The organism is Xanthomonas sp. LF02-5, assembly GCF_034105325.1.
GTDB lineage: Bacteria > Pseudomonadota > Gammaproteobacteria > Xanthomonadales > Xanthomonadaceae > Xanthomonas_A > Xanthomonas_A sontii.
Genome location: NZ_JAXGGF010000006.1, coordinates 247046 through 262970, shown reverse-complemented (window position 1 = coordinate 262970; position 15925 = coordinate 247046). Strand labels below are relative to the sequence as shown.

11 protein-coding genes are annotated in these 15925 nt (G+C 68.9%); all 11 read left to right on the top strand.

All coding sequences use genetic code 11. The features are described from left to right. The first annotated feature begins 10 nt into the window (after positions 1-10). The 11 genes from SLW52_RS16705 to SLW52_RS16655 all read left to right on the top strand — a co-directional run bounded on the left by SLW52_RS16705 (position 11) and on the right by SLW52_RS16655 (position 15906). Positions 11-1009 carry a major capsid protein gene (locus SLW52_RS16705; protein WP_320740756.1) on the top strand — a complete coding sequence of 333 codons (999 nt, stop codon included), beginning with the start codon at positions 11-13 and terminating at the stop codon, positions 1007-1009. A gap of 71 nt (positions 1010-1080) precedes the next feature. After that, positions 1081-1503 (top strand): Bbp16 family capsid cement protein, encoded by a 423-nt coding sequence (locus tag SLW52_RS16700; protein WP_320740755.1) that lies wholly within the window; start codon positions 1081-1083, stop codon positions 1501-1503. Positions 1504-1517: 14 nt separating this feature from the next. Further along, positions 1518-1838, top strand: coding sequence for a hypothetical protein (locus SLW52_RS16695; RefSeq protein WP_320740754.1), 321 nt, complete (start codon positions 1518-1520; stop codon positions 1836-1838). Positions 1839-1906: 68 nt separating this feature from the next. After that, positions 1907-2236: a capsid staple protein gene (gene gp10 / locus SLW52_RS16690; protein ID WP_320740753.1), complete on the top strand. Its 330-nt coding sequence runs from the start codon at positions 1907-1909 to the stop codon at positions 2234-2236. A gap of 3 nt (positions 2237-2239) precedes the next feature. After that, positions 2240-2881 (top strand): hypothetical protein, encoded by a 642-nt coding sequence (locus SLW52_RS16685; RefSeq protein ID WP_320740752.1) that lies wholly within the window; start codon positions 2240-2242, stop codon positions 2879-2881. A gap of 2 nt (positions 2882-2883) precedes the next feature. Beyond that, positions 2884-4047 (top strand): hypothetical protein, encoded by a 1164-nt coding sequence (locus tag SLW52_RS16680; RefSeq protein ID WP_320740751.1) that lies wholly within the window; start codon positions 2884-2886, stop codon positions 4045-4047. Beyond that, entirely contained in the window at positions 4047-5693 is a 1647-nt protein-coding gene (locus SLW52_RS16675) for a hypothetical protein (RefSeq protein ID WP_320740750.1), read from the top strand. The genes SLW52_RS16680 and SLW52_RS16675 overlap by 1 nt, the downstream gene beginning before the upstream one ends. Continuing rightward, positions 5693-6172: a hypothetical protein gene (locus SLW52_RS16670; protein WP_320740749.1), complete on the top strand. Its 480-nt coding sequence runs from the start codon at positions 5693-5695 to the stop codon at positions 6170-6172. Before SLW52_RS16675 ends, SLW52_RS16670 begins: the two co-directional genes overlap by 1 nt. Further along, entirely contained in the window at positions 6165-6743 is a 579-nt protein-coding gene (locus SLW52_RS16665) for a hypothetical protein (protein ID WP_320740748.1), read from the top strand. Before SLW52_RS16670 ends, SLW52_RS16665 begins: the two co-directional genes overlap by 8 nt. After that, positions 6743-8956: a transglycosylase SLT domain-containing protein gene (locus tag SLW52_RS16660; protein ID WP_320740747.1), complete on the top strand. Its 2214-nt coding sequence runs from the start codon at positions 6743-6745 to the stop codon at positions 8954-8956. The genes SLW52_RS16665 and SLW52_RS16660 overlap by 1 nt, the downstream gene beginning before the upstream one ends. Beyond that, positions 8953-15906 carry a zeta toxin family protein gene (locus SLW52_RS16655; protein WP_320740746.1) on the top strand — a complete coding sequence of 2318 codons (6954 nt, stop codon included), beginning with the start codon at positions 8953-8955 and terminating at the stop codon, positions 15904-15906. The genes SLW52_RS16660 and SLW52_RS16655 overlap by 4 nt, the downstream gene beginning before the upstream one ends. Positions 15907-15925: the final 19 nt, after the last annotated feature.

The following is a 15925-nucleotide window of genomic DNA, read 5'->3' as shown; positions in this document are numbered from 1 at the left end:
AGAAAGCACTATGGCTACCATCGGTGGCGATGCAGTAACCCTGCTGGACGTCGCGAAGCGTCTGGATCCGGACGGCAACACCGCGGACATCGCGGAGCTGCTGACGCAGAACAACGAGATCCTGCAGGATATCCCGTGGTACGAGGGCAATTTGCCCACGGGTCACCGCGTGACCCAGCGCTCGGGCCTGCCGGCCGCGTACTACCGCAAGATGAACGCGGGTATCCCGAAGTCCAAGAGCACCACCGTGCAGATCGACGAGGCGTTCGGCGAGCTGACCGCGCTGTGCGAGATCGACAAGTCGGTCGCCGACCTCAACGGCAACACCGCCGCGTTCCGCCTGAGCGAAGCGCGCGCCTTCATCGAGGCGATGAACCAGACCTTCTGCCAGAAGCTGTTCTACGGCAACATCGCCGCGAACGGCGAGGAGATCCTGGGCCTGGCCCCGCGCTTCAGCAGCATCACCGGCGCGGACAATGGCGTGAACATCATCGACGCCGGCGGCACCGGCTCGAACAACACCTCGCTGTGGCTGATCGGCTGGTCGGATCACACCGTCTGGGGCGGCTTCCCGAAGGGTTCCAAGGCGGGCATCCAGTTCAACAAGGGCGCTGGCGACGACTGGGCGTTCGACGCGAACGGCAACCGCTTCCGCGCCTACATCGACGACTACAAGTGGCAGAACGGTCTGGTGATGAAGGATTGGCGCTTCGTCGTGCGCGTGGCCAACATCGACACCACCGCGCTGACCAAGAACGCGTCGGCCGGCGCCGACCTGGTGGACCTGGTCGCGCAGGCGGTGGAGAAGATCCATAGCCTGACCGGCGTCACCCCGCGCTTCTACGGCAACCGCACCCTGTCGTCGTTCTTCCGCCGGCAGATCTCGAACAAGATCGCCCAGTCCACCCTGGCCTGGGGCGACGTTTCCGGCCGCCGCGTGATGATGCTGGACGAAGTGCCGTTCCGCCGCGTCGACGGCCTGCTGAACACCGAGGCCCGCGTCGTCTAAGCGGCTCCCCAACGCCACGCACACAGCCCCGGCCACGCCGGGGTTCTCTCGATTCTTAGGAGAATCACACAATGTTCCTCGACGCAAAAAACGAGTTCTCGACGGCGCAGACCATCGCGACCGCCAACTCCACCAACGTGATCGATCTGACCCCGCTGAAGGCCGCCGCGCGCGACGTCGGCGTGGGCCAGCCGGTCTACCTGGTGCTGACCACCCCGACCGCCATGGCCGGCAGCTCGCCGACCCTCACCGTCGCGCTGCAGACCGACGACAACGCGGCGTTCTCTTCGGCAGCCACGCTGTTCACCAGCGCCGCCCTGACGCCGGCCGACTTCGCCAAGGGGCCGATCGTGATCCCGCTGCCGAGCGGCGCCGAGAAGTACCTGCGGCTGAGCTACACCGCCGGCGGCACCGTCAGCGCCGGCACCGTGACCGCCGGCCTGTCCCTCGACGCGCAGCGCTGGAAGGCGTACCCGCGCAACTACGTGGCCTAAAGGAGGGCTGACACATGGGCATCAAGGTCATGGCCATCGCCGAGGGCTACTACGGCAACGTGCTGCGCACCCCGGGCGCAGCGAATGCGGAGTTCGAGATCGCCAGCGAGGACGAGCTGGGCAAGTGGATGGAGGTGGTCGACGGCGGCACGCCGGCCGAGCCGGAAGCCGATCCGTTCCTGGATCGCACCGTGGCGGACATCACCGGCGATCTGGCGTCGCTCACGCCCGAGCAGCTGGTCAGCTACCGCGACGCGGAGTCGAAGGGCAAGGCGCGCAAGGGCGTGCTGGAAGCCATCGACACCGAGACCGCTGCGCGCTCCGCCGAAGCGTAAGCCACACCACCACCGTAGCAGAGACAGGGGGCGCCTTCGGGCGCCCTCTGCATTTCCGGGAGAGCGCAATGAAATTGGCCTCGATGAAGAGTACCGACGAGGAAGAGAAGAAGGACGACGCGAGCGAGTGCTGCGGCGACTTCAAGGAACCCGACTACCCCTGGGGCCTGCGCATCCGCCTGGAGGATGCGCAGCTGGAAGCGCTGGGCATCGCCAGCATGCCGCCGGTCGGCGCGCCGATGGACGTGCAGGCGCTGGCCAAGGTCATCTCGGTGTCCGAGGAGCAGGTGGAGGGCAAGCCGAAGCGCTGCCTGGAGCTGCAAATCACCGACTTGGGCTGCAGTCCGCCGGATCGCCGATCGATGGCTGATCGCCTGTACGGCCCGCGTGGGGACTGACCGATGCCCTCGCAGGTATCCATCTTCAATTTGGCGCTCGGAAAGCTCGGCAACGACGTGTCGATCGCCGCGCCCACTGATCGTTCCAAGGAGGCTCGCGCCTTCGCTCGGCTGTGGGAGCCGATGCGCGATCTGGTGCTCGCCGAGCGGAACTGGCCGTGGGCCATCAAAGCGCTGCGTCTGGCGCCGGACGCCGAGGCTCCGCTACCCGGCTGGACCTACCGCTATGCGCGGCCTGCCGACTGCATCACCGCCATCGCGGTGACCGATGACAACGGCCTGCGCACGGTGCGCCGCCTGTCGCGCTGGTGCCACCGGGAGAACGTGGCCGCTTACATGCACGACTTCGAGCAGTGCGGCGGCGAGCAGGGGACGTGCCTGCTGTCGGACCTGCCGCAGGCCTGGCTGGTGTACGTCTCGCGCGTGGAGGATCCGCAGCGCTACCCGGCGAAGTTCGTGGACGCGCTGGCCTGCAAGCTCGCGGAGGAGGCCGCGCCGTCGCTGATCGGCGACAAGGGGCTGAACGCAAAGACCGGGCTGAAGCAGCTCTATCAGCTGGCGCTGTCCACCGCCGCCGCGCACGACTTCAACGAATCGAACCAAGACGCTGAGCCGATGAGCGCCTTGCAGGCGTCGAGGATCTGATCATGCGCTTCCTGCAACCAACGATGTCCGGCGGCGAGCTATCACCGGGCCTGCATGGCCGCACCGACCTCGTGCGCTATGCCACGAGCCTGAAGACCTGCCGCAACGTCATCACCAAGCCGACCGGCGGCGTCGCCAAGCGGCCGGGACTCTTGTTCCGCGGTGAGGTCAAGCACAGCGACCGCGACACCCGCATCATCGCGTTCGTCTATTCCACGTTGGTCAAGTACCTGATCGAGATGGGCGACGGGTACATGCGGTTCTGGGTCAACGGCGCGCTACTGCGCGACAGCAGCGGCAACATCGTGGAAGTGACCACCCCGTACACCGGGACGCTGATCTACGACGTCCGGTTCACGCAGTCGGCCGACGTGTTGTACCTGGTGCACCCTCAGATCCCGCCGAAGGAACTGCGCCGGCTGTCGGCCACGTCGTTCGAGATGCGCGATTACGCGTTCCGCCGTGGTCCCTTCCGCCCGTTCAACACCGACGAGGCCGCGAAGATGGCGGTGTCTGCGGTGCAGGGTGTGGTGACGGTTACCGCCAACGTCCCGGCCTTCACCGTGGACATGATCGGGTCGCTGCTTTACCTGGAGGAGAAGGAGCTGCGCTCGGTGAAGCCTTGGGTGGCTGCCGAGAAGAACGTGCCGGTCGGCGCACTGCGCCGCTCCGACAGCAAGGTCTATCGGTGCGTCAGCGTCCCGACCAACCTGGGCACGAAAGGAAGCGATCGGTACTACGTTTGCGGCGGCGTGCGCCCAGTCCACGACGTGGGTCGCGCGTTCGACGGCCCGCAGGACATCAAGGACGATGGCGTGAACAGCTATGCGGTCGGCGTCGAATGGGAGTATGTCCACGGTGGCTTCGGTCTGGTGCAGATCACCGCCTACACCGACCAGTACACCGTCACCGGCACCGTCATCGAACGCATCCCGGACGGCATCGTCGGCACCGTACCGCCGCCGGCGGCAGGCCCGTGGACCTTCGACGGCGATGGCACCACGCTGCAGTTCAGCATCCCCGGCGCGTCCAGCGCTTCATACCTCGACTACACGGTCACCATCGACGGCGTGCCCGTCCAGTCGAATCCCTATTACCCAGGCGGCAGCGGCACCGGTGGCACCAGCACCGGCGGGATCGGCCGCAGCTCCAGCGAGGTGGCGTGATGGCACAGGGTTGGACGATCGACGCGACGGCGGACAAGATCAATTTCTTCGAGCCGCCACCGGTTGGCACCGGCAATGTGGTGGTCACCGAGTACGCGCGCGGCGCCGTCGGCGGAACGGACGTGTGGGCGGCTGGTGCCTGGTCCTACCGCTATGGCTACCCCGGCGAGGTGGAGTTCTACGCCGACCGGTTGTGGTTCGCTGGTTCGCCGACCGACCCGCAGACCGCGTGGGCATCGAACATCGGCGACTACAACAACTTCGGGCGCAGCTCGCCGATCGTGGACAGCGATGCCGTTTCTTTCACGATCAACCTGCGCCAGGTGAACGCGATCCGCGACCTGGTGCCGCTGGACAATCTGCTGATCCTGACCAGCGGCAGTGTCTGCAAGATGACCACCGGGCAGGATGACGTGGTGACGCCATCGACCGTCGGGGTCAAGCCGCAGTCCTACTACGGCACCAGCAAGGTGCAGGCCAGGGTGCTGGGCGAGTCGGCCATCTTCATCGAGGAGGCCGGGCAGAAGATCCGCGACCTGGCCTACAAGTTCGAGAAGGACGGGTTCACCGGAAGCGAGATCAGCATCTGGGCCGATCACCTCATCAAGGGGCACACGTTCCGCGGCATCGAGTCCGCTCCGGCGCCATGGTCCGTGCTCTGGTTCCCGCGCGATGACGGCGTGTTGATCGGCTGCACCTATGTGCCCGAGCAGGAGGTGATCGGTTGGCATCGGCACGACACGCAGGGCGAGATCCTGGACGTGTGCTGCCTGCCCAGCGCCGACGAGACCGAGACCTACGTGCTGGTGCGGCGGGTGGTCAACGGCGTGTCCAAGCAGTACATCGAGCAGATGGCGCCAACGCGCTACGCCGACCAGGCCGATTACAAGTACCGCGACAGCTGCCTCACCTACGACGGGCGCAACACCAGCGACACCACGATCACCATCACCAGCGGCGGGGATTGGACCGAGACGGCGGTGCTGACGATCACGGCGAGCTCGGCGTTGTTCGTCGGCACCAGCGACGTGGAGGACGGGTTCGAGGTCTTCGCCGGCGCGGCGCGCGCGCGGCTGCGTATCGCCGAGTACGTGAGCGCCACGCAGGTGCGGGCCTACTCCATCGGCACGCTGCCTGCGCCGATGCGCGGCGTGCCGCTGCAGTCGTGGACCTTCCAGCGGAACACGATCAGCGGGCTGGATCATCTGGAGGGGCTGGAGGTGGTGCCGCTGGTCGATGGCAACGTGCACGCTCCGCGCACCGTCGCCGGCGGCTCGATCACCCTACAGGAGCCCGCTGGCGTGGCGCAGGTCGGGCTCAAGTACACCGCGCACATCGAGACCCTGGAGGCCAACAACCCCGGCGGCGAGTCGATGCGCGCGTCCAAGAAGCTGCCCTTCAGGGTGGACGTGCAACTGCTGGAGACGCGCGGGATCTACATCGGATCCTCGCTGGAGCTGCTGGACCCGGTGGCACAGCGCGAGTTCGAGGACTACGACGTGCCGACTCAGCCGTTTACCGGCGTCGTCACCAAGACGATGACGTGCAAGTGGGACCAGGACGCTGGGCACTTCCACATCGTCTCCGATGATCCGCTGCCGATGGAGATCCTGGCGCTGGTGCCGTCCTATGCGGTGTCCGATTGATGCTGCACGCGCAGATCGTCCCGGCCACCGCCGCCCACATCGACGTGATCGCAGCCAGCCCCAGGCCCGCCGACGTAGCCGAGCTTTGGGCTGAGGCCCGCAGGGGGCCGGCTGAGGCCATGCACGCATGCCTAGCGGCATCGCGGCATGCCTACACGGCAGTGCTCCGCGGCTCGCCGGTGTGCATGTTCGGCGCCGCACCGTACTCGCTACTTGGCGGCACCGCGACTGTGTGGATGATCGGGTCCACCGCGCTCGATTCGCTGACCGCGCAGCGCGAACTGGTGCGGCTATCGCGGCCGGCGGTGGCGTTTCTGCAAGACCAGTTCCCAGCGATGCTGTTCAACCTCGTGGACGACCGCAACGCGGCCGCGAAGCGCTGGCTGCGCTGGCTGGGCTTCACCCTGATTGCGCCGATCACCTTCGGCCCCGACGCGTTGCCTTTCCGTCCGTTCTACCGGAGCCACCCCAATGTGTGAAATCACCACCGCCACCGCGGCGTGGCTTGCCATCGGCGCGACCGTCGGCACCGGCCTGTACACGGCCGACCAGCAGAACAAGCAGGGGCAGGCTGAGGCCGAGATCGCCGCGAACAACGAGCGGCTTGCGCAGAACGAGGCCGACAACGCAAACGCGCAGGGGACGCGCGAGTCCGAGCAAGCCGCGTGGCGCACGCGCGCGCTTATCGGGCAACAGCGCGCCGCCATCGCCGCCAACAACATCGACCCGACGCTCGGCACTCCATCCGAGATCCTGGGCGAGACGGCCATGTTCGGCGAGGTCGACCAGCAGACGATCCGGCAGAACGCCGCGCGGCAGGCATGGGGCTACAGCGCCCAGGCGACGAACTTCCGGAACCAGGGTTCGATCTCGCGGTGGTCCGGTAGGGCCCAGGCGACCGGAACGATTCTCGGCTCGCTTGCCTCTTCGGCATCGATCTACGGTGGCGCCAGCTCCGCGCGCTCCGCGGCTCGCGTGAGCGGCAGCGCGAACCTCGGCGGCAGCACCTACGGCCGGTCCAATGTCTACGCCGGAGCCTGGAGCGCATGATGGCAACGATCATTCCCCGCAGCCCTGGCCCGCAGGTGCAGGTGCAGGCCGCGCCGAACGTGCGCAACACCGCGCAACTGGACTTCTCGCCGGCGATCCGGACCGGTGAGATCCTGGGCGGTGCTGTCGCGCAGTACGCCGAGCGCGAGAAGCAGAAAGCGGACCTCACCGCGGTGATGGCCGCGCGGCGCCAGCTGTCCGACTGGGAGGGCAACACCTTCCGGCCCGACAACCCGGATGGCATCGCCAAGTACCAGGGCAAGGAATCGCTCAACGCCGCCAACGCGCTGCTGCCGGACCTGGACAAGCATGTCGCCGACATCCGCGCCGGGCTCACGCGTGACCAACAGGCGAAGTTCGACCAGGTGGCCTACAGCTTCCGGGACACCGTCCAGAGCCGCGTCGCCAACTACGCCGATCGCGAATACGCCGGGTACGAAGCCGCAGAGCGCAAGGCGACCATGGAGAACGTCTCCCAGGACGCCGTCAGCGCTGCGGTCTCGGGCGACTATGGCCTGGCCGAGACGCGCATGCAGGAGGTGCTGGGCATCGCCCGCGCGGCCTACCAGACCCAGGGCTACGGCGAGGAAGCGATCAAGGCCAGCGAGCGCGGCATCGTGTCGTCCGTGCGCCGGCAGACGGTGGTCGGCATGATGACGCGCGACCCGTTCGCGGCCGAGTCGTACTACCAGCGCTTCGCGGACCAGATGACCCCGGAGGATCGGGCCGTCACCGAGCGCACGCTGCTGCCCTACGTCGAGGACCGCCAGGCCGACGCCGATGCGACGTGGGCGGAACAGGGTGGCGCCGATCCGGACCACGTGCCGGCGCCGCGCGGGAAGCCCACGCCGGAGGTCGCCGCGGTGCTGGACGAGGCGGCGGCCAAGCACGGCGTGCCGCGCGAATACCTGTACGCCCTGGCCGAGCAGGAATCCGGGTTCAACCCCAAGGCGAAGAACCCGCAGCCGTTGGACGACGGCGACCATGCCGAGGGGCTGCTGCAGTACCGCCGCACGACGTCGGCGCAGCTCGGCGACTTCGACCGCTCCGATGCGCGCGCATCCGCCGATGCCGCGGCGCGCCAGTTCAAGGAGCGCATGGACAAAAGCGGCCCGAGCTATGCCATCGCCGCGCACTTCGCCGGCGACGGTGGCGCTGATGCGGTGGTCAACCGCGGCCGCGTGGACGAGAACCCGAAGACGGCGCTGTACGTGCGCGAGGTCAGCGGCCGCGCAGCACGCTGGCGGGCCGCCGGCGGTGATGGCGGTGCAATCGTCCCGGCTGGGCCGGCGGCGACGAAGGGCGACGCGCTGGCGCGCATCGACAGCATCGCGGACCCGCGCCGGCGCGTGGCGGCCGAGCGCCGGCTGAAAGACCGCTGGGAGGTGGCGAAGCTGCAGCGCGAGGACGCCGACAAGACCATCGGGCTATCGGTCTACCAGAAGGTGACCCAGGCCAGCGCCACCACGCCGCTGTCGCAGATCCTATCCCCTGACGAGATGGCGCTGGTGGGGCGCACGGCCAGCCTCAACGAATCGATCGACCGATTCCGCAAGCTGCAGGCCAGCGGCACGATCGTGCAGGACGATCCGGTGACCGTCGACCGTCTGTACAGGCTGCAGGCGACTGACCCCGGCGCGTTCGCCCGGACGAAGCTGGCCGAATACGCGGACAAGCTCAGCGGCGCCACCATGAAGAAGCTGGCCGACGATCAGCAGCAGGCAAGCAACGCGGCCAAACGCGCCGACTGGCTCACCGAGGACGAGCGCCTGGCGTCCGGGTTCCGCATGGTCGGCATCGGCAAGGAGGGCGACGCAGTCGGCAAGGACTCGCAGAAGAAGAACCTGCCGCGCGAGCAGGAGCGCGGGCAGTTCCGCATCGCCTACAACAACGCCGTGGCCACCGCCATCCAGGAGAGCGGCGGCAAGAAGCTGTCGCCGGAACAGTCCGACGTGCTGCTGCGCACCGTGGCCAAGCGATTCGCCGAGCGGAAGGCATCCGGCGGCGTGGCCGATTGGAGCGCGGACGGCCTGACGGCGCGCATCTCGCCCGGGGGCACGTCGATCTATTCGACCGGCGAGCAGTACCAGCTGCAGATCAGCGAAGCGGACCGCGCCGCGGTGCGCGATGCCTACCGTGCCAAGTACGGCAGCAACCCCACCGATGCGTGGATCACCCAGTACATCACCACGAAGCGAGGCGCCACGAAGTGACCGACAACCTGCTGGACGGATTCGACGACCTCGCCGACCAGATCGAGGATCAGCGGAAGCAGCGCCTGCGTGCCGTAGCGGTCTCCACCGGCGGCCAGCGTCCCGACGACGCCGCCCGCGCCAACGACATCGCCGCGCGCCGCGGCCTGCCGTTCGGCGTCGTGGCGGACAACCTGCAGGACTTCCATGAGCAGGATCGGCTCGACGGCCTGGATGCGGTCGGGCAGCGCGCCCCGGTCGTCGGCCAGTTCTTGGCGGACCCGCGGCGCATGGCCCTGGCCGGCGACGAGGCTCCGGGCCTGGAGCGCCTGTCCGGCAGCCTCGCTGGCACCCGCGAGCCGGAGGACATGGGATTCTTCCATCGCACGATCCGCAACCTGCTGCCGATCAGCGACAGCGCCTACAACAGCACCGTGGGCGCCACGCTTGACTACATGGGCGCGCGGTTCCAGGTCGCAGACGCCAAGGTTTTCTCGACCGCGGCGCAGTCGCTCGGTCGGGTGCTGTCCTTCGCCAATACGGCCAACCGAGTCACCGCCGACCTGTACCAGCGAGAGGCAGATGCAGCGGCGGCGCGCGGAGACACCGATCGGCAGGATGCGCTGGCGCGCGCCGCGGCGACCTACCGTGATCCCACCGGCGCGGAGCGCTTCGCCAGCGGTGCGCAGGACTTCACCAAGGATTTGACCGCGCAGCAGCAGGCACTCGGCAGCCAATCGGCGCGGCCGGCGAGCGTGCGCGCGGCGATCGACGCCCCCGGCAACTCGCTGCGCTACTACGGCGGCATGCTGGCCGACTCGGTGCCGGCGATGCTGTTCGCGATGGCCACGCGCAACCCGGAGGCTGGCGCTGCTGCGATGGGCGCCACCACGGGCATGCAGACCTACGCGGACCGGGTCAACGAGGGTGCGAGCGACCTGCAGGCGTTGCGCGAGGGCGCGGCCCAGGGCGGTCTGGAAGCGGTCGGCTCGGTGATCCCGCTGTCACATGCCTTCGGCGGCGGCGCGCGCCGGTTCATCACCACGCCCCTATCCGAGGCGCTGAGCGAGGGCGTCACCCAGGCCGCGCAGGTGGACGCCGAGGATCTGCTGCAGGGCAAGCAGACGCCGACCAGCGAGAAGCTGGCGCAGGTGCTGGACGCGATGATCGTTGGCGGTCCGATGGGGCTCATCGAAGCGGCTGGCGGCGGCGGGCCGTCGCACGCCCAGCAGCGTGCATTCGGCGAGCAGCTGCAGCAGACCGTGGCTTCGGCCGACCAGGCCGCGCAGTTGAAGGACATCACTGAGGCGGCGGCTGCCACCAAGCTGGTCGAGCGCTCGCCCGCGGACGCTGAGGCGCTGGTGGACGCGTCCGGCGCCGGCGATGCGCGGGTCTACCTGCCAGCCGATGCGGTCGCAACGCTGTTCCAGTCGTCGCCGGGGGTGCTTGAGGAAGCCGTTGGCGGCCCGGAGGCGCTGGCCGAGCAGATGGCCACCGGCGACGTCACGATCCCGATGGCCAAGTGGGTGAGCGTGGTGTCGCGCATGCCAAACGCCGACGAGATCCGCCGGCACGCGCGCCTGTCCGCCGATGGCCTGAGCGAGGTGGAGCTGGAGAAGTTCAGCCCCGAGGGCCTGGCGCAGGAGCTGGGCGTCGGCAGCGAATCCACGGACGCCGCACGGGCCGCGTCGGAGTCGGCGGCCAAGGTGCAGGCCGACGTATACGCCCAGCTGCTGGCGACGCAGCGCTACACGCCGGCGCAGGCCGAGGCGCAAGCCAAGCTGTGGGGCGCCGCGTTTGGGCGCATCGGCCAGATGACCGGGCAGGATCCGCTGGCGCTGTACAAGCAGCGAATGGCAGGGGTCGGCACCGGTACGGACACAGCGGCGGCGCCGACGAGGACGTTCATGCAGCGGGGCATCGACGCGCTGCGCGGACTGCTTGGGCGTCCTCGCGTGACGCAGGATGCCCGTGGCCAGCAGACGATCGTTCGCGACGGCAACGCCTACGCACAGCGTGCGGGGAAGTGGCTGCTGGCCGACGAACAGGGGCAGCCCCGCGACTTTCTGACGCTGAACCAGGCACAGGCCGCGGCCGAGGCTGCCGGCGGCGAGGTGGTGCACGACGACCCGATCGAAGGCCAGCGGCAGACCTGGAGCGTCGCCCTACCGGACACCGCCGCGCGTGAGGCGCTGAGTGGCGACATCGTGTCGCTCTACCAGAGCCCGGCAGGTCCGAATGCCCCCGAACTGGATTTCGGTGATCGGACCGACGAGCAACTGGCCGGCGAGTACGCGGCGCTGCCAGGCACCGAGGGAGGCCGGGTCATCGACACCGACATGGTGCGTGAGCTGTCGCCCGAGTACCGGGCCGACCGCAGCCTGTCGCCACGGATTCACCGCGCGGCGAGCACGTTGACGCGCCGCCTGTTTGCGCAGGCACTGGCCGGCCCGGTCGCGGAAGGGCGAGAGCCCGTCGTCGTGTTCACTGCCGGCGGCGGCGGATCTGGTAAGTCCACGGCGATCAAGGCGGTGATGGGCAGCAGCAACGCCGACGTCACCCTGGACGGCACGCTGTCCAACCTAGAGCGCGCGCGCAGCGACGTGGCCGCCGCCCTGGCGTCCGGCCGGACTGTAGAGATTCGCTACGTCTACCGGTCGCCCCAGAATTCGGTCGAGGGCGCTATCGGGCGTGCAATCCGAACTGGGCGACCTGTCCCGGTTTCTGTCCTGGCCGAAGCACATGCCAATGCCCCGAAGGTGGTCCGGGCGCTGGCCGAGGAGTACACTGGTGACGGCCGGGTTTCGATCACCGCGATCAACAACGACGGCCCCATGGGGACCGCATTCGAGATCCCCATCGAGGAGATACCCGATGTCGACCAACGCAGTGCAGAACGCACGTTCCGAGCAGCCCTTGACGACGCCCGCAGTTCCGGCCGCGTCGGCCCCGAACTCTACGCTGCCTTCGGGGGAGGCCCTGAGGCAGCAGCGCCTGCAGGAGCAGCAGCAGAAGGGCGAGTGGACGGCGACGCCGCGGGAGCTGGATCAGGCGGACCAGCGAGCGCAGGACTTCGTGGACGCCCTCAACCGGGGCGCAACCAGCGGCGTCGAAACGCCGTAGCTGATGACCAGAACCCCGCCGCCGGCGGGGTTTCTGCTTCTGGAGAGAACCGCGGCCGGATCGACGTCTACCCGGACCAGCGCATGGCGATCAGCCTGTTCCAGAACGCCGACCTGTCCACGTTCCTGCATGAGTCCGGGCACTTCTTCCTGGAGGTCTACCGCGACGCCGCCGCGGCCGAGAACGCCACGCCGCAGCTGCGCGCCGACTTCGAAGCGCTGACGGCCTGGCTGGGTGTCGAGTCGCCGGACAAGATCGGCGTCGATCAGCACGAACAGTTCGCACGCGGCTTCGAGGCGTATCTGGCCGAGGGGCGTGCGCCGTCGCCTGAGCTGCAATCCGTGTTCTCGCAGTTCCGGGCCTGGCTGCTGGGCGTCTATCGCACCCTGACCCGCCTCAACGTGCAACTCACCGATGAGGTGCGCGGCGTGTTCGACCGCATGCTGGCCAGCGAGGCGGAGATCGAGGTCGCGCAGGCCAGGTCCGGCGCGCAGCCGCTCGCGCGCACCGCCAGCGAAGCGGCGCAGCTCGGCCTCACCGAAAAGCAGTTCAGCGACTACCAGCGCATGCTCGCCGCTGCGGCCGAAGAGGCCCGGGCCGAGGTGCAGCAGAAGCTGGAGCAGGCGCACCGCCGCGAGCGCGAGCGCTGGTGGAAGGACGAGGCCGAGAAGGTCCGCGAGGAGGTGCAGGCCGAGATCGAAGCGCAGCCGGCGGTGCGCGCGCGGCGCATCCTGTCCGGTGCGGCCGAAGCGGCCGGCGAGCCTGTGCCGGCCGCGCTGCAGGGCATGAAGCTGGACCGTGCGGCGCTGGTGGCGGACTACGGCGCCAGCCACCTGAAGAAGCTGGGCAGAGTCTACGCGCGCGAGGGCGGCATTCATCCAGACGAGGCCGCGGCGCTGCTGGGGTTCAGCAGTGGCGACGAGCTGGTGCAAGGGCTATGGGGCGTGGACCAGGTGCTGGCGACGATCCCGGATGAAGTGCGCCGACGCATGCACGAGCGGCACGGTAACCCGATGACCGACGGGACGCTGCCGGCGCTGGCGCTGGAGGCGGTGCACAACTCCAAGCGCGCGCAGGTGCTTGATCGCGAGCTGGCGGTGCTGGCGCAGTTGGCCGGTGAGCCGCGGCCGAGCCGCCGCGAGCTGCGCGCTGTCGCCGAGGACGTGGTGGCCCGCAAGACCGACCGACAGATCCGGCCGAACGACTACCTGGTCGCGGAGCGCCGCGCCGCTGCGGATTCGGCCCGCGCCGCGGCTGGGGCCGACTATGGCGCCGCCCTGCTGGCCAAGCGCCGGCAGGCGCTGAACGCTGCGCTCTACGCCGCTGCGCGCCGCGCCAAGGACGAGATCGCCAGCAAGGCCAGCGACATCCGCAAGCAGAGCGAAGGCAGGGCGCGCGAGCGCCTGGGCCTGGCCGGGGCCGACTACCTGGAGGCCATGGACGCCCTCACCGAAGCATTCGAGTTCCGCCCGGTGTCTGCCCGCGAGGTGTCGCGCCGGCAGTCGCTTCGCACGTGGGTGGAGGCGCGGCAGGCCGACGATGACCTGACCGCCATCACCGACGCGCTGCTGGCGCGCGTGGAGGCCGAGCGCGTCACCAACTACCAGGACATGACGCTGGCCGAGTTGCGGGAGCTGCACGACGCGGTGACGAACATCGCGCACCTGGCCAGGCTCAAGAATGAGCTGCTGAAGGGCAAGGACAAACGGGAGTGGAAGGAAGCGCAGGCCGAGATGGCCGGCGCGATCCGGAGCGCCCTGGCGGAGCGCGCGCCGGTCCCGTTCTCGGATGCCGATCGCACGGTGATGCAGAGCGTGGGCGCTGCCTACGAGGGCTTGCTGGACTGGGTAGTGCGACCGGAAACCGTGGTCGAGTGGCTGGACGGCGGCGAGACCGGCCCCTGGCACGACTACCTGTGGAACCAGGCCGAGGCCGCGCAGCAGCTGCGCATCGACTACCGCAACAAGGTCGGGGGCATGCTCACCGACATGGCTGCCGCCATGACCAGCGCGCAGCGCGCCGACTTGCAGCGGAAGGTGTACATCCAGGGCCTGGGCCGCTCGGTGTCCCGCAACACGATCGTGGCGCTGGCACTGAACATGGGCAACGCCGGCAATCGCGACAAGCTCATGCGCGGCGGCTACCTGGCAGACGGCCGCACCATCCAGTTCACACCGGCGACCGTCGCCGAGATGCTGGGGCACCTGACGCCGGCCGACGGCCAGATGATCCAGCGCATCTGGGACGCTGTGGATTCGCTGTGGCCGGACATCGAGGCGCAGCAGAAACGCCTGTCTGGCGTCGCGCCGGAGCGCATCGAGCCGACGCCGCTCATCTTCACCGGCGCCGGCGGCGCGCAGATCAGCCTGCGCGGCGGCTACTATCCGGCGGTCTACGACCCCCGCGCCTCGCGCGGCGGCACGCAGCAGGCGCGGGCAGCCGAGGAGCGCGTGATGGGCGGGACGTTCAGCCGCGCGATGACCAGCAAGGGCCACACGAAGGAGCGCACCGACTACGCCGCGCCGATGCTGCTGGACTACCACGCGGTGCTGTCGCGCCACCTCAACGACGTGATCACCGACCTGTCCCACCGCGGGTACGTGAAGCAGGCGCTGCGCGTGCTCGAAGACGGCGAGCTGAAGGGCCTGATCATCGAGCGGCTGTCCGAGGGCGCCTACCACTCGCTCTACGGCAGCGTGAAGAACTCGGTTGCCGGCGCATCCATCGCTGAGCCCGGGTCGAAGATGGCGGAGAAGCTGGCCGACGGCGTGCTCACCAACACCGCCGTGGCCGCGCTCGGCTTCCGCATCCCGCTGGTGATGGCCAACGCCGTGGTGGCTCCGATCCAGGCGGCGGCGCGTGTCGATCCGAAGTACCTGGCGACCGGCTACACCGCCTACTACCGCAACCCGGCCGCGGCGACGCGCGCCATCCACGACCTGTCGCCCTTCATGCTCGAGCGCGCCGACTCGCTGGATTCCACCTACCAGCAGGTGCTCGGCAAGCTGACGGGCAAGAAGGGCATGCGCGCCGCCGCGATGAAGATGGCGATGGAAGTGCACCGCTGGGTGGTGCCGATCTCGGAGCGAGCCATCTGGCTGGGCCGCTACCAGCAGGCCCTGGCCGAAGGCGCCGGCCCGGCCGACGCGGTGCTGCTGGCGGACAAGTCGATTCGCCAGACGCAGCAGGCCGGCGCACCCAAGGATCTGTCGGCCGCCGAGCGCGACCCGCGCTACAAGTGGGTGCGCATGTTCATCGGTCCGATGGTGATCATGAACAACCGGCTGCAGGAATCTGGCATGCGCGGGCTGTACCTGGGCCGCGTGCAGTCGCCGGCGCGCGCGCTGGGCACGTGGCTGTCGGCCGCGGTTCTGTCGAACGCGGTGTTCGAGTTGATGATGGGCCGCGGCCCTGGCGGCGGCGACGACGACGACGATGCTGACGCCGCGGACTGGGCAGCGTGGCTCGCGCGCAAATCGCTGCTGTTCCCGTTCCAGACGTTCCCGCTGCTGCGCGACGTTGCCTCGGCGGTAGACGCGGCGATGGAGGGCAAGCAGCAATCGAGCCGACCCAATCCGATAGTCGACGCCGGCGTGGCGCTCGCGAAGTTCGGCCAGGCCGCATGGAAGGAGGGGCACGACTGGTTCGCAGAGGACGACGAGGTCGATGCCGAGAAGCTGATCAAGACCGGCGTGCGCGCCGCGGGTCCGGTGACCGGCTTGCCCAGCAACCAGATGCTCACCACCGGCGAATACCTCTATGACGTGGGGACCGGCCAGTACACGCCGGACAACCCCGCCGAAGCTGCGGCCTACCTCATGTATCGCCGCCCGCGCGACAAACAGTAACCGACCTGCCGCCACCACC

Bases quoted from the DNA above. Each gene is read 5' to 3' on its own strand.
- SLW52_RS16695 (WP_320740754.1), top strand. From the start codon at position 1,518: ATGGGCATCAAGGTCATGGCCATCGCCGAGGGCTACTACGGCAACGTG.
- SLW52_RS16685 (WP_320740752.1), top strand. From the start codon at position 2,240: ATGCCCTCGCAGGTATCCATCTTCAATTTGGCGCTCGGAAAGCTCGGC.
- SLW52_RS16665 (WP_320740748.1), top strand. From the start codon at position 6,165: ATGTGTGAAATCACCACCGCCACCGCGGCGTGGCTTGCCATCGGCGCG.
- gp10 (WP_320740753.1), top strand. From the start codon at position 1,907: ATGAAATTGGCCTCGATGAAGAGTACCGACGAGGAAGAGAAGAAGGAC.
- SLW52_RS16700 (WP_320740755.1), top strand. From the start codon at position 1,081: ATGTTCCTCGACGCAAAAAACGAGTTCTCGACGGCGCAGACCATCGCG.
- SLW52_RS16660 (WP_320740747.1), top strand. From the start codon at position 6,743: ATGGCAACGATCATTCCCCGCAGCCCTGGCCCGCAGGTGCAGGTGCAG.
- SLW52_RS16670 (WP_320740749.1), top strand. From the start codon at position 5,693: ATGCTGCACGCGCAGATCGTCCCGGCCACCGCCGCCCACATCGACGTG.
- SLW52_RS16680 (WP_320740751.1), top strand. From the start codon at position 2,884: ATGCGCTTCCTGCAACCAACGATGTCCGGCGGCGAGCTATCACCGGGC.
- SLW52_RS16675 (WP_320740750.1), top strand. From the start codon at position 4,047: ATGGCACAGGGTTGGACGATCGACGCGACGGCGGACAAGATCAATTTC.
- SLW52_RS16705 (WP_320740756.1), top strand. From the start codon at position 11: ATGGCTACCATCGGTGGCGATGCAGTAACCCTGCTGGACGTCGCGAAG.